Source organism: Lachnoclostridium edouardi (genome assembly GCF_900240245.1).
GTDB classification, from domain to species: Bacteria; Bacillota; Clostridia; order Lachnospirales; family Lachnospiraceae; genus Lachnoclostridium_A; species Lachnoclostridium_A edouardi.
Window position 1 is genome coordinate 2240280 of the sequence record NZ_OESQ01000001.1, and the last position, 12285, is coordinate 2252564.

14 protein-coding genes are annotated in these 12285 nt (G+C 43.2%); 13 read left to right on the top strand and 1 reads right to left on the bottom strand.

The features are described 5' to 3' along the window. Positions 1-10 precede the first annotated feature (10 nt). The 5 genes from scfB (at position 11) to C1A07_RS10520 (ending at position 5736) form a co-directional block, all read left to right on the top strand. Positions 11-1429, top strand: a complete 1419-nt coding sequence (gene scfB / locus C1A07_RS10500; RefSeq protein WP_101877064.1) for a thioether cross-link-forming SCIFF peptide maturase — start codon at positions 11-13, stop codon at positions 1427-1429. Then, positions 1426-3582: a protein translocase subunit SecD gene (gene secD, locus C1A07_RS10505; protein ID WP_101877065.1), complete on the top strand. Its 2157-nt coding sequence runs from the start codon at positions 1426-1428 to the stop codon at positions 3580-3582. The genes scfB and secD overlap by 4 nt, the downstream gene beginning before the upstream one ends. Then, entirely contained in the window at positions 3572-4708 is a 1137-nt protein-coding gene (gene tgt, locus C1A07_RS10510) for a tRNA guanosine(34) transglycosylase Tgt (protein ID WP_101877066.1), read from the top strand. Before secD ends, tgt begins: the two co-directional genes overlap by 11 nt. A 36-nt stretch (positions 4709-4744) precedes the next feature. Then, positions 4745-5020 (top strand): preprotein translocase subunit YajC, encoded by a 276-nt coding sequence (yajC, locus tag C1A07_RS10515; RefSeq protein ID WP_101877067.1) that lies wholly within the window; start codon positions 4745-4747, stop codon positions 5018-5020. Positions 5021-5118: 98 nt separating this feature from the next. Next, a complete protein-coding gene (locus C1A07_RS10520) occupies positions 5119-5736 on the top strand; it encodes an HAD family hydrolase (protein ID WP_101877068.1) in 618 nt (205 codons plus the stop codon). A gap of 95 nt (positions 5737-5831) precedes the next feature. Here the strand turns inward: C1A07_RS10520 and C1A07_RS10525 are convergent, their stop codons facing one another. Beyond that, positions 5832-6692, bottom strand: a complete 861-nt coding sequence (locus C1A07_RS10525) for a class I SAM-dependent methyltransferase (RefSeq protein ID WP_101877069.1) — start codon at positions 6690-6692, stop codon at positions 5832-5834. A 211-nt stretch (positions 6693-6903) separates the two neighbouring features. On the opposite strand from C1A07_RS10525, the gene C1A07_RS10530 reads away from it, so the two are divergent. The 8 genes from C1A07_RS10530 (at position 6904) to rplV (ending at position 12283) form a co-directional block, all read left to right on the top strand. Next, positions 6904-8292 (top strand): cell wall-binding protein, encoded by a 1389-nt coding sequence (locus C1A07_RS10530; RefSeq protein ID WP_101877070.1) that lies wholly within the window; start codon positions 6904-6906, stop codon positions 8290-8292. Between the two features lie 326 nt (positions 8293-8618). Further along, entirely contained in the window at positions 8619-8936 is a 318-nt protein-coding gene (gene rpsJ / locus C1A07_RS10535) for a 30S ribosomal protein S10 (RefSeq protein WP_101877071.1), read from the top strand. A gap of 93 nt (positions 8937-9029) precedes the next feature. After that, positions 9030-9665 carry a 50S ribosomal protein L3 gene (gene rplC / locus C1A07_RS10540; RefSeq protein WP_101877072.1) on the top strand — a complete coding sequence of 212 codons (636 nt, stop codon included), beginning with the start codon at positions 9030-9032 and terminating at the stop codon, positions 9663-9665. 28 nt (positions 9666-9693) lie between these two features. Continuing rightward, positions 9694-10314, top strand: a complete 621-nt coding sequence (gene rplD / locus C1A07_RS10545) for a 50S ribosomal protein L4 (protein ID WP_101877073.1) — start codon at positions 9694-9696, stop codon at positions 10312-10314. Beyond that, positions 10314-10613, top strand: a complete 300-nt coding sequence (rplW, locus tag C1A07_RS10550) for a 50S ribosomal protein L23 (RefSeq protein ID WP_101877074.1) — start codon at positions 10314-10316, stop codon at positions 10611-10613. The genes rplD and rplW overlap by 1 nt, the downstream gene beginning before the upstream one ends. Before the next feature lie 111 nt (positions 10614-10724). After that, positions 10725-11570, top strand: a complete 846-nt coding sequence (gene rplB / locus C1A07_RS10555; RefSeq protein ID WP_101877075.1) for a 50S ribosomal protein L2 — start codon at positions 10725-10727, stop codon at positions 11568-11570. A gap of 17 nt (positions 11571-11587) precedes the next feature. Continuing rightward, positions 11588-11869 (top strand): 30S ribosomal protein S19, encoded by a 282-nt coding sequence (gene rpsS / locus C1A07_RS10560; RefSeq protein WP_101877076.1) that lies wholly within the window; start codon positions 11588-11590, stop codon positions 11867-11869. A gap of 27 nt (positions 11870-11896) precedes the next feature. Further along, positions 11897-12283 (top strand): 50S ribosomal protein L22, encoded by a 387-nt coding sequence (gene rplV / locus C1A07_RS10565; RefSeq protein WP_101877077.1) that lies wholly within the window; start codon positions 11897-11899, stop codon positions 12281-12283. Positions 12284-12285: the final 2 nt, after the last annotated feature.

Below are 12285 nucleotides of genomic sequence, written 5' to 3' on the forward strand. Positions count from 1 at the left end.
GAGAGCATCAGTGATTCATCAATATCAAAATAACGGCTACAGCATTGTCATGGATGTAAACAGCGGCTCTGTACACGTTACAGACCAGTTGGTATATGACCTGATTGCATGGCTGTCAGACCGTGTTCCAGATATGGAGAAGCCGGAAAAATTGTCAGACTATGTGAAAAAGCAGGCAGTGGAAGCGTTTTCCGGTAAGTATCAGGAATCAGATATCTTAGACGGGCTGGAGGATATACAGGAGCTGATTGACAGAGAAGAGCTGTTTGTAAAGGATGTATATTCACAGTATGTGACAGATTTTAAAAAGCGGAAAACAGTAGTAAAGGCCTTGTGCCTGCATATTGCCCACGACTGTAATTTGGCCTGCAGATACTGCTTTGCCGAAGAGGGAGAGTATCATGGGCGGAGAGCTTTAATGAGTTATGAGGTAGGCCAAAAAGCTCTTGATTTTCTGATTGCCAACTCAGGAAACAGAAGAAATCTGGAGGTGGATTTCTTTGGCGGAGAGCCTTTAATGAACTGGGACGTGGTAAAGCGTCTGGTAGAGTACGGGCGGTCAAAAGAGGAAGAATACAACAAAAAATTCCGCTTTACATTAACGACAAACGGAGTTCTTTTAGACGATCAGATTATGGATTTCTGCAATAAGGAAATGAGCAATGTAGTGCTTAGTCTGGACGGGCGCAAAGAGGTAAATGATTTTATGCGTCCTTTCCGCAACGGAAAAGGAAGTTATGATCTGATAGTTCCTAAATTCCAGAAGTTTGCAGAAAGCCGCCAGGGGAAAGACTATTATGTAAGAGGCACCTTTACAAGAGAAAATATGGACTTTTCAAAGGACGTGCTGCACTTTGCAGATCTGGGATTTCAAAGTATGTCTATAGAGCCGGTAGTATCCTTGCCGGATGAACCTTTCGCCATCAGGGAAGAGGACCTTCCTAAAATTATGGAAGAGTATGATAAACTGGCCGTAGAGTATATTAAAAGAAAAAAAGAGGGAAGAGGATTTACCTTTTTCCACTTTATGCTGGACTTAAATCAGGGGCCGTGCGTGGCAAAAAGATTGTCCGGCTGCGGATCAGGAACCGAATACCTGGCAGTTACTCCATGGGGCGACTTTTATCCCTGCCATCAGTTTGTAGGGGAAGAAAAATTCCTTCTGGGCAATGTGGACGCTGGAATTACCAATACAGAGATCAGAGACGAATTTAAATTATGCAATGTTTATGCAAAGGATAAATGTAAAGATTGCTTTGCTAGATTTTACTGCAGCGGAGGCTGCGCGGCAAATTCTTATAAATTCCATGGTTCTATTGTAGACGCTTATGACATTGGCTGCGAGATGCAGAAAAAACGTATTGAATGCGCTATTATGATACAGGCTGCTCTGGCTGATGATAATGAAGAGAAGGAGACAAGATTATGAAAAATAACAGAGGAAAGGGGCTTGCAGGTCTTCTGATTGCTTTATGTGCGGTTGCTCTGTTCGGCTTTTTCGGATATGACAGTGCAGATGACATTAAGCTGGGTCTGGATTTAGACGGCGGCGTCAGCATCACATACCAGGCAGTAGGGGAAACTCCTACAGCAGAGCAGATGTCAGATACACGGTATAAGCTTCAGAAAAGGGTGGAAGCCTACAGTACAGAGGCCGAGGTATATCTGGAGGGCGCAGACAGAATTAATATCGACATTCCCGGCGTAAATGATGCCAATGCAATTCTGGAAGCTTTAGGAAAACCTGGTTCCCTGATTTTTATGGACATGCAGGGGAATACTATTCTTACCGGAGATCAGGTAGAAAGCGCTGAGGCCGGAATTGTTGATTCTCAAACAGGAAATAAGGAATATGTAGTATCCCTCAGATTTAAACCAGATGGCCAGCAGGCATTTGCCGACGCTACCTCTCAGATGATAGGCCAGCAGATTGCTATTGTATATGACGGGGAGATTATATCTGCTCCTCAGGTAAAAGAAGCTATTACTGGCGGTGAATGTACTATTGACGGTATGGCCAGCTTTGAGGAGGCTGAAACCTTGGCTTCCACTATCAGAATTGGCTCCTTATCTGTAGAGCTGCAGGAAATGCGCTCTAATGTAGTGGGAGCAAAACTGGGTCAGCAGGCCATTGCCAGCAGTTTAAAAGCAGGGGCAATCGGTTTTGGCATTGTAATCGTATTTATGATTATTGTATATCTGATTCCCGGCTTGGCAGCCTCTATTGCTTTAGGACTTTATGTAGGTCTGATTGTGATTTTGCTGGCAGCGTTTGAAGTAACTCTGACGCTTCCTGGAATTGCAGGAATTATTCTTTCTATTGGTATGGCGGTAGATGCCAATGTTATTATATTTACCCGTATTAAAGAGGAAATCGGCGCAGGGAAAACAGTGCAGTCTGCTATTAAAACAGGCTTTGCAAAAGCCTTGTCCGCTATTGTAGACGGAAATGTTACAACTTTGATTGCAGCAGTAGTGCTTTATTGGAGAGGCTCAGGTACTGTAAAGGGATTTGCCACAACACTGGCCTTAGGTATTGTGCTGTCCATGTTTACAGCATTATTTATTACTAAGTTTATTTTAAATTGCCTGTATAACCTGGGATTTGAAGATCCTAAGTTCTACGGTATCAGAAAAGAGAAGAAGGCAGTCAACTTCTTAGGCATTAAAAATATTTGCTTCGCCCTGTCTGCCCTGGCTATTTTAGCAGGCGTTGTCCCAATGGGAATGAGAGTGGCTTCAGGAGAAAGCGCTTTAAACTACAGCATGGAGTTTAGAGGGGGAACATCTACTAATGTAACATTTAATGAAGATATGTCCCTGGAGGATATTTCTTCTAAGGTTGTTCCTGTAGTGGAAAAAATAACGGGAGAGGCGGAAACTCAAACTCAAAAGGTGGCTGGCACTAATGAGGTAATTATTAAAACAAGAACCTTATCTGTTGCGGAAAGAGAAGCCTTAAATCAGGCAATGGCTGATAACTTCGGTGTGGAGACTGAAAAGATTACGGCAGAAAGTATTTCAGGTGCAATCAGCAATGAGATGAAAAATGACGCTGTAGTAGCGGTGGTAATTGCCACTATCTGTATGCTGGTTTATATTTGGTTCCGCTTTAAAAATATTCGGTTTGCCACAAGTGCAGTGCTGGCTCTCTGTCACGACGTACTTGTAGTGGCTGCATGTTATTCTCTGTTTAAATGGTCAGTGGGTTCTACATTTATCGCTTGTATGCTGACCATTGTAGGTTATTCTATTAACGCCACAATTGTTATTTTTGATAGAATCAGAGAAAACCTGAAGCTGTTTGGAAACAGAAAAGACCTGGCTGAGGTTGTAAATCTGAGTATTACTCAAACCTTCACACGAAGCATCAACACGTCTCTTACTACATTTATTATGGTATTTGTACTGTTTATTATGGGCGTGTCCTCTATTCGTGAGTTTGCTCTTCCGCTGATGGTGGGAATTGTGTGCGGCACATATTCATCTGTATGCTTGACAGGGGCTTTGTGGTACATGATGACTGTGAAAAAGAATCCTGAAAAACAGACAAAGAACCAGGGGAAGAAGAATGGAATATAAAATAATCGCTAAAGACGGCCGGGCAAAGCGGGCTGAGATGAAAACAGTTCATGGAACCATAAAGACTCCTGTTTTTATGAATGTAGGCACTGTAGGCGCCATTAAAGGCGCTGTATCAACAGATGATTTAAGGGAAATTAAGACTCAGGTGGAGTTGTCCAACACCTATCATCTTCATGTGAGAACGGGAGATAAGCTGATTAAAGAATTTGGAGGCCTTCATAAGTTTATGAACTGGGACAGGCCCATTCTCACTGATTCAGGGGGATTCCAGGTGTTTTCCTTATCTGGACTTAGAAAGATTAAGGAAGAGGGAGTATACTTTAATTCTCACATTGACGGCCATAAAATATTTATGGGGCCGGAGGAAAGTATGCAGATTCAGTCCAATCTGGGCTCCACCATTGCTATGGCCTTTGACGAGTGCGCGCCTGCCCTTTCCTCAAGAGATTATGTGGAAAAATCTGTGGCCCGCACTACCAGGTGGCTGGAAAGATGTAAAAAGGAAATGGCCAGATTGAATCAACTGCCTGATACAGTAAATAAAGAGCAGCTTTTGTTTGGCATTAATCAGGGCGGGATTATTCCTGATATTCGTATTGCCCATGCGAAAACTATTTCAGAAATGGATCTGGACGGTTATGCAGTAGGAGGTTTGGCAGTAGGGGAAAGCCATGAGGAAATGTATCATATTCTGGATGAGACAGTTCCCCATCTGCCTGAAAATAAACCCACATATTTAATGGGCGTGGGAACGCCGGCTAATATTCTGGAGGGCGTAGCCAGAGGAATTGATTTCTTTGACTGCGTGTACCCGTCCAGAAACGGACGCCATGGCCATGTGTATACAAACCATGGAAAGCTGAATCTGTTTAATGCAAAATATGAATTAGATTCCAAACCTATTGAAGAAGGGTGTCAGTGCCCTGCCTGCCGCTCCTACAGCAGATCATATATTCGCCACTTGCTAAAGGCAAAGGAAATGCTGGGTATGAGATTATGTGTATTGCATAATTTATATTTTTATAATACAATGATGGAAGAAATTCGCGAAGCTATAGAGAACCACTGCTATGACCAGTATAAAGCCCGAAAGCTGGAGGGAATGGCGGCAGGATCCAAATAAAAGCTTTTTCGAGTGATTAGTTAGAAGGAGGAAACTATGAACAACACTACATTTATTCTGGGATACATCGTCTTTTTTGGCGCGCTGATGTATTTCATGGCTATCCGTCCACAGCAGAAGGAGAGGAAAAAAAGAGCAGAACTGCTTTCCACTGTTGCTGTAGGAGACAGCGTGCTTACAAGCAGCGGTTTCTACGGAGTGATCATTGATATGACAGATGATACAGTGATTGTGGAGTTCGGCAATAATAAAAACTGCCGTATTCCTATGCAGAAGGGCGCTATTGTAGAAGTGGAAAAGCCAGAGATTTAATATGAAGAGAGTACTGGAGTAAAAGCTGCCAAAAAAAGGCTGCACTTACTAAGGTACTCTCTTTCTATATAAAATAAGGTTTGACAGAAGGAGGAAGTATGATAAAGAATATTGTATTTGATATGGGAAATGTGCTTGTAAATTACGACGACAGAATTGTATGCCGCCGTTTTATAAAGGATGAGAAAGAATTAGAGCTGGTGCGGACGGCAGTATTTGTTTCTCCGGAATGGATTATGCTGGACATGGGAGTGATTTCAGATGAGGAAGCATTAAAAAGCATGCAAAGCCGTCTGCCTGATGACCATGCCAGAGAAATGGCGGCTTTGTGTATGAACCATTGGCATGAGTACTGTATGGACGGCATAGAGGAAATGGTCAATGTAATTAAAGAGCTAAAAGATCAGGGATATGGCATATATTTGTGCTCCAATGCTTCCATGCGTCTGCTTCAGTGCTATAAGCAAGTGATTCCTGGAATTGAATATTTTGACGGTGTACTTTTCTCAGCAGAGGTAAAATGCATAAAGCCTCAAAAAGAAATTTATCTTCATCTTTTTGAAAGATTTAAGTTAAAACCAGAGGAATGCTTTTTTATAGATGATCTTCAGAGAAATATTGACGGGGCTAAGGCCTGTGGTATGGAAGGTTATTGTCACAAAGACGGGAATGTAGAAAGCCTGAAAAAGGTTTTAAGAGGACTGCAAAATAAATAGATATGTTTTAAGGCGCTTTTTTGCGGCTGCCTTTACAGCCGCTTTCTGGCGCTAGTGCGCGCCAAGGCGCACATTTTTTATTTTGTAATATGTATTTAAGCTTCCCAACGGCCTGAGGCGCCGCATGGAAGTACAAGGCCTGTTTCTGTAACCGGGAGACCGATTTCTTCGGAAGATACAGTGCCTCCGAATTTACTGCATATTTCCGTGCCTATCATATAGGAAAGAACAGAGGGGGCCAGGCCTGTTGTATAAGAATTAATAAGGAAGAATAAAGGCTTCTCAGAAAGTACTTGAGTGCACAGCTTTACAAGGGGATGTATGGCGTCTTCAATCTTCCAGATTTCTCCCTTAGGGCCTCTTCCGTAGGAAGGGGGATCCATAATCACAGCGTCATAATGATTTCCTCTGCGGATTTCTCGCTCCACAAACTTTACACAGTCGTCTACCAGCCAGCGGATAGGAGCATTTTCAAGACCGGAGGAGGCAGCGTTTTCCTTTGCCCATCCCACCATACCTTTAGAGGCGTCTACATGAGTGACAGAAGCTCCTGCTTTGGCGGCTGCCAAGGTAGCTCCCCCGGTGTAGGCAAAAAGATTCAGAACCTTTATGGGCCTGTCTGCATTTTTAATTTTTTCGCTGAACCAGTCCCAGTTGGCCGCCTGTTCAGGGAACAGTCCTGTATGCTTAAAGCTGAAAGGCTTTAAGTTAAATATCAGCTCCTTGTACTGAATGGTCCACTGTTTAGGCAGATCGAAAAATTCCCATTCTCCTCCTCCTTTAGCGCTTCTGTGGTAATGGCCGTTCATTTTTCTCCATCCCGGATGTGTTTTAGGAGTATCCCATATTACCTGTGGGTCAGGTCTAACTAATAAAAAGCTGCCCCAGCGTTCCAGCTTTTCGCCGTTGGAACAGTCTATAACTTCATAATCTTTCCAATTTTCTGCAAGCCACATAATTTTTTTCCTTTCTTAAATTAGAAGGTAGCGCCGTCGTAAGCAGGACGCTACGGTCAGGTGCCCCTATTATACATGAAAAAAAATAAAAGGGGAAGATTTGAAATTAAGGAATCGTAAAAAAAGCGAAAGATTTTCGTACTTGAATAATTTACCACATATTGCTACAATGGAGTATAGGCATATTATGGAGAATTAAAGGAGCGACAATATGAGGAGAAAGGGACTGGCCGTATGGACGGCAGCAGGCGCGCTGGCTTTAGGTATGACGACGATGACTGCCTGGGCTGCTGAAGGATGGGCGAGATCAGGAAATGATTGGGTGTACTATGATTCTGACGGGGACCTTCTGAGAGACGACTGGAGAAAAGGCGCTGACGATAAATGGAGATACTTGGACAGCAACGGAAAGATGGCTTTGAATCAGTGGGTGGACGACGAATATTACGTGGACGGCAACGGTTTAATGGTAGTCAACAAATGGCTGCGCATTGAATCTGACGATGACAATGCAGTGGACGGTTATATTTGGTACTATCTGGGCAGCAATGGAAAGATGGCTCAGGACAACTGGAAGAAGATTGATGAAAAGTGGTACCATTTTGACGACGACGGGGAGATGGAGATAGGCTGGGTGCTGGACGATATGTATTACTGCGGCACTAACGGAGTGATGCAGACAGGCTGGCAGAAATTATATCCGCCGGATTCTGACGAGTACGAGAAGAATAAGACAAGCCCTGGGGACGGGGATGATGATGACAAGGAATGGTATTATTTTTCTGCCAACGGCAAAAAGTATGTGCCAAGCGATGTCAGCGGCGACGCCTGTGATACAAAGAAGATTGACAATGTATATTACTGCTTTAACGGCGACGGCGAGATGCAGACAGGATGGACGGATATGACAGGCAACGATACTTCTATGGGAGAGATGAAGGATTACCGTTATTTCAGCCCAGACGGCAAGGTGAAGAAAGGCTGGCTGTCTTTAGAGCCGCCGGATAATGTAAGCGGTTTTGACGGAGGAGCGGAGTGGTTTTATTTTAACAGCGACGGAAGCCCTGAGATTGGGCCTAAGATCGGGGAGGCTACCAGCTCTGATTTAAAGAAAATTGACGGAAAGACCTTCTTATTTAACGACAGAGGCACCCCGGTGTATGGAGTCCACAAAGTATATTTAAATAAGAACACAAACTCCTACACTGCATACTACTTTGGAAAAGATAAAAACAACTGTTCCATGGAGCGGGGAAAGACTAAGGTGGAGGAAGGGGACGGCAGCACAGCCGAGTATTATTTCCTGGACAACGGAAAAGGCTATACAGGTCCTAAAAACGGCTACCTTTATTATATGGGTAAGCTTCAGGAGCCAGAGTCAGGAGCAAAGTATACTGTGATTTCTATTCCTGACGGCAACAGCTATAAAAACTACGTGGTAAATAAAAGCGGAAAGCTTCAGGAAAATAAAACAGTAAAAGACGAGGACGGAGTAAAATATACAACAGGAGGCAACGGGGTTCTTCAGAAAATTGACGACGAGGCGGCAGGAGACGGCAAATATGAGGAAGCTATAGAACCTGTATGGTATGAAGAATAAAGAAAAAAATATGGGAGGACGCTTTGGGCGTCCTCTTTATATATACGCAGAAAAAATAGGAAAAAAGGGCTTGCAATCCCTGGAAAAGTATGATAAGATAGCAACGCTGTGGCATGATAGCTGTGAAACGTGAGGTTGCTGCCTGTATAGGCAGGTTTTCCGTGGAGCGAATGTCAAGTTAGGAAACTGGCGACAAGTCACTGTACAATTTAGTAGTTCTATTCATTAGTAATGGAAAAATGTGTGAGTCCACGCGACACACACGGAAACGTGTACAGTCACCGCTTGTCGTACTGCAAAAGTGCGAAAAGGAGGCGACTTTTTTTATGGCAAGTCAAGTAATGAGAATCACATTAAAAGCATACGATCATCAGTTAGTAGATCAGTCTGCTGGAAAAATCATTGAGACTGTAAAGAAAACAGGATCACAGGTGAGCGGACCGGTGCCGCTGCCAACAAAAAAGGAAGTAGTTACAATTCTGAGAGCTGTTCACAAGTACAAAGATTCCAGAGAGCAGTTTGAGCAGAGAACTCACAAGAGACTCATTGATATCATCACACCAAGCCAGAAGACAGTAGACGCATTATCCAGACTGGAAATGCCTGCAGGCGTATATATTGATATCAAAATGAAAAACAAATAAGGAAATATCCTGAAGGGTTTAGATAGATTCTGGACTGTTCTAGGATGAGCGTTTAAAACGCTCCGCTGTAGAAAAGAAACAGGAGGTCAAATAATGAAAAAAGCGATTTTAGCTACCAAAGTTGGTATGACACAGATCTTCAATGAAGACGGCGTGTTAATTCCAGTAACTGTACTTCAGGCTGGACCTTGTGTAGTAACACAGGTTAAGACAGTTGAGAACGACGGTTACAAAGCAGTGCAGGTTGGTTTTGTTGACAAGAGAGAAAAACTGGTAAATAAGCCGGTAAAAGGTCACTTCGACAAAGCAGGCGTTGCATATAAGAGATTTGTAAGAGAATTTAAGTTAGAGAATGCTGAAGATTACTCTGTTAAAGATGAGATCAAGGCAGACATCTTCGCAGCTGGCGACAAGATTGACGCTACAGCTATCTCCAAAGGTAAAGGTTTCCAGGGTGCTATTAAGAGACACGGACAGCACAGAGGACCTATGGCTCATGGTTCTAAATTCCATCGTCATCAGGGTTCCAACGGTTCCGCAACAACACCAGGACGCGTATTCAAGGGCAAAAAGATGCCAGGTCAGATGGGTAATGTAAAAGTTACTATTCAGAATCTGGAAGTTGTTAAAGTTGACGCTGAGAACAATCTGGTTCTTGTAAAGGGTTCTGTACCAGGACCAAGAAAGACCTTAGTAACACTGAAAGAAACAGTAAAAGCCGCTAAATAGGCTTTTGTAGGAAAGGAGGAACACACAGATGGCAAACGTATCTGTTTACAATATGGAAGGCAATGAAGTTGGCACACTGGAGCTGAATGACGCTGTGTTCGGTGTTGAAGTAAACGAACATTTGATGCATTTAGCAGTAGTTGCCCAGCTGGCAAATAAACGTCAGGGAACACAGAAAGCAAAAACACGTTCTGAAGTTTCCGGCGGCGGTAGAAAACCATGGAGACAGAAAGGAACTGGTCATGCAAGACAGGGTTCAACAAGATCTCCACAGTGGACAGGCGGCGGTGTAGTATTTGCACCAACACCAAGAGATTACACAATCACATTAAACAAGAAGGAGAAGAGACTGGCTCTCAAATCCGCTCTTACAAGCAGAGTAAACGACAACAAATTTATTGTTGTTGACGAAATGAAGTTTGACGCTATTAAGACAAAGAACTTCCAGAATGTTATGAACAACTTAAAGGTTCAGAAGGCTCTGGTAGTTGTTGGCGCTGACAACGACAATGCAGTAAAATCTGCAAGAAATATTGCTGGTATTAAAACTGCATTTGTAAATACAATCAATGTATATGATATCTTAAAATACAACACAGTTGTTGCTGACAAGGCTGTTGTTGCCGCAATCGAGGAGGTGTACGCATAATGGCTGCTATTAAATACTATGATGTAATCCTCAAACCAGTTGTTACTGAAAAGAGCATGAACGCTATGGCAACCAAGAAGTATACATTCCTGGTTCACCCAGAAGCAAATAAAACTATGATTAAAGAAGCTGTGGAGAAAATGTTCCCAGGCACAAAGGTTGCAAGTGTAAACACTATGAACCTGGACGGCAAGACAAAAAGAAGAGGCATGACCTTCGGAAAAACAGCTAAAACTAAAAAAGCAATCGTTCAGCTGACAGAAGAGAGCAAGGAGATCGAGATCTTCCAGGGTCTGTAATCGCTGAAAAAAGTATTGAAACCTATACGATGAACATTATATCGTGATAAATTAATTGAGAGACGCCAGGGGCCGTTGAACGCCTCTGACAGTCGTGAAAGGAGTTTAGTCATGGGAATTAAGACATATACCCCATATACACCTTCCAGAAGACATATGACTGGTTCTGATTTCAATGAGATTACTAAATCCACACCAGAAAAGTCTTTAGTTACTTCCTTAAAGAAAAATGCAGGTCGTAACAGCCAGGGTAAAATTACAGTAAGACACCGCGGCGGCGGTTCCAGAAGAAAATACAGAATGATCGACTTTAAGAGAAATTCCAAAGATGGAATTCCGGCAACAGTAGTTGCAATCGAGTACGATCCAAACAGAACAGCTAACATCGCATTAATCTGCTACGCAGACGGCGAGAAGGCATATATCCTTGCTCCGGCAGGACTTACCGTTGGAATGAAAGTTATGAGCGGTGAAGCTGCAGAAGCAAAAGTTGGAAACTGCTTACCATTAAGCGCTATCCCGATCGGTACACAGATTCACAATATCGAGCTGTACAGAGGCAAAGGCGGCCAGCTGGTACGTTCCGCCGGAAACGCAGCGCAGTTAATGGCTAAAGAAGGCAAATACGCAACATTAAGACTTCCTTCAGGTGAAATGAGAATGGTTCCTATCGTTTGCCGCGCAACTATCGGAGTTGTTGGAAACGGAGAGCACAACCTGATTAACATTGGTAAAGCCGGAAGAAAACGTCATATGGGCATCAGACCTACAGTACGTGGTTCTGTAATGAACCCTAACGACCATCCACACGGCGGTGGTGAAGGCAAGACTGGTATCGGCCGTCCAGGTCCATGTACACCATGGGGCAAACCTGCTCTGGGCTTGAAGACAAGAAAGAAAAACAAACAGTCTAACAAGTTAATCGTAAGAAGACGCGATGGCAAAGCCATTAAATAATTGAAGGAGGCAAACCTATGGCACGTTCACTGAAAAAAGGACCATTTGCAGATGCTCATTTATTAAAGAAAGTAGATGCAATGAACGAAGCAGGACAGAAACAGGTAATCAAATCCTGGTCCCGCCGTTCTACAATCTTCCCGCAGATGGTTGGTCATACAATAGCATTACACGATGGTAGAAAACATGTTCCGGTATATATCACCGAAGATATGGTTGGTCACAAACTGGGAGAGTTCGTAGCTACCAGAACTTACAGAGGACACGGAAAAGACGAGAAGAAGTCCGGACGTAAGTAATTTACACTTTGAAAGGAGGTTTTAGCAATGGCTAAGGGACATAGAAGTCAGATTAAAAGAGAAAGAAATGCGAAGAAAGATACAAGACCAAGCGCTAAATTATCTTACGCCAGAGTATCTGTTCAGAAAGCATGTTTCGTATTAGATGCCATCAGAGGCAAAGATGTGCAGACTGCACTTGGTATTGTAACTTACAATCCCAGATATGCTTCTAGTTTAATAGAAAAGTTATTAAAATCAGCAATCGCTAACGCTGAAAACAACAACAACATGAATGTTGAGAACCTGTACGTAGAGGAATGCTACGCAAACAAGGGTCCGACGATGAAGAGGATTCACCCAAGAGCACAGGGAAGGGCTTACAGAATCGAGAAGAGAATGAGCCACATCACAATCGTGCTGAATGAAAGATAGGA